The 555-nt window shown below is 40.0% G+C and carries 2 protein-coding genes; both read right to left on the bottom strand.

Annotated elements, in window-relative coordinates:
* The coding region (locus FC20_RS10550) for a DUF5592 family protein (RefSeq protein ID WP_056945416.1) at positions 1–288 on the bottom strand (288 nt) is incomplete at its 3' end.
* A partial coding sequence (locus FC20_RS10555; RefSeq protein ID WP_056945417.1) for a hypothetical protein occupies positions 288–555 on the bottom strand: 268 nt, incomplete at its 5' end. The genes FC20_RS10555 and FC20_RS10550, both read right to left, overlap by 1 nt.

The raw sequence follows: 555 nt of genomic DNA on the forward strand, positions 1-555 counted from the left end.
ATAGCTTTGTTTATCCCGCATAAAGACGTATAACAGCCGTTGATAGTTCCGCTTTTGCGGGTTGGTCGAACTTGGGCTGATCCAAAACCATGCAATTAGTCCCACAAATATCATCGCCGGAATCTTTAAAGGCGCATAAACAAGTTTAGGAATCATGTTTAGACAAAACGAAACTAACAGCACAATCACGACAACGTCTAACATGCTTAGTTTCCCAACCAGCTTAACAATAGTTGTCATTTCATTAGGAACTATGAACTGAATTTCATTTCCATTATCATCGTACATTACAGCTTGTCACCCCTTTTATTGCCGTAAGATTTTTGCTTCAGTCCACGATTATCTTTCTGAAGATGGTACTCTCTAATGTCTTGACCAAACTCTTGCCCTCTTTGATAACTTCTTACTACTCGGCCAACCCTAGTTTGTGGGTTCGTGAAGTACGTTTTTGCATGTTTGATAACTGGGTTTTCGGGTTGCTCTCGCTTATCTTGATTTTGTGTCAAATCATCATGAGCAGATTCTTCATTTAGTGGTTTCCCGGCTTGATCTTGT

The sequence above is a fragment of the Lactobacillus equicursoris DSM 19284 = JCM 14600 = CIP 110162 genome (genome assembly GCF_001434815.1).
Classification (GTDB): Bacteria; Bacillota; Bacilli; order Lactobacillales; family Lactobacillaceae; genus Lactobacillus; species Lactobacillus equicursoris.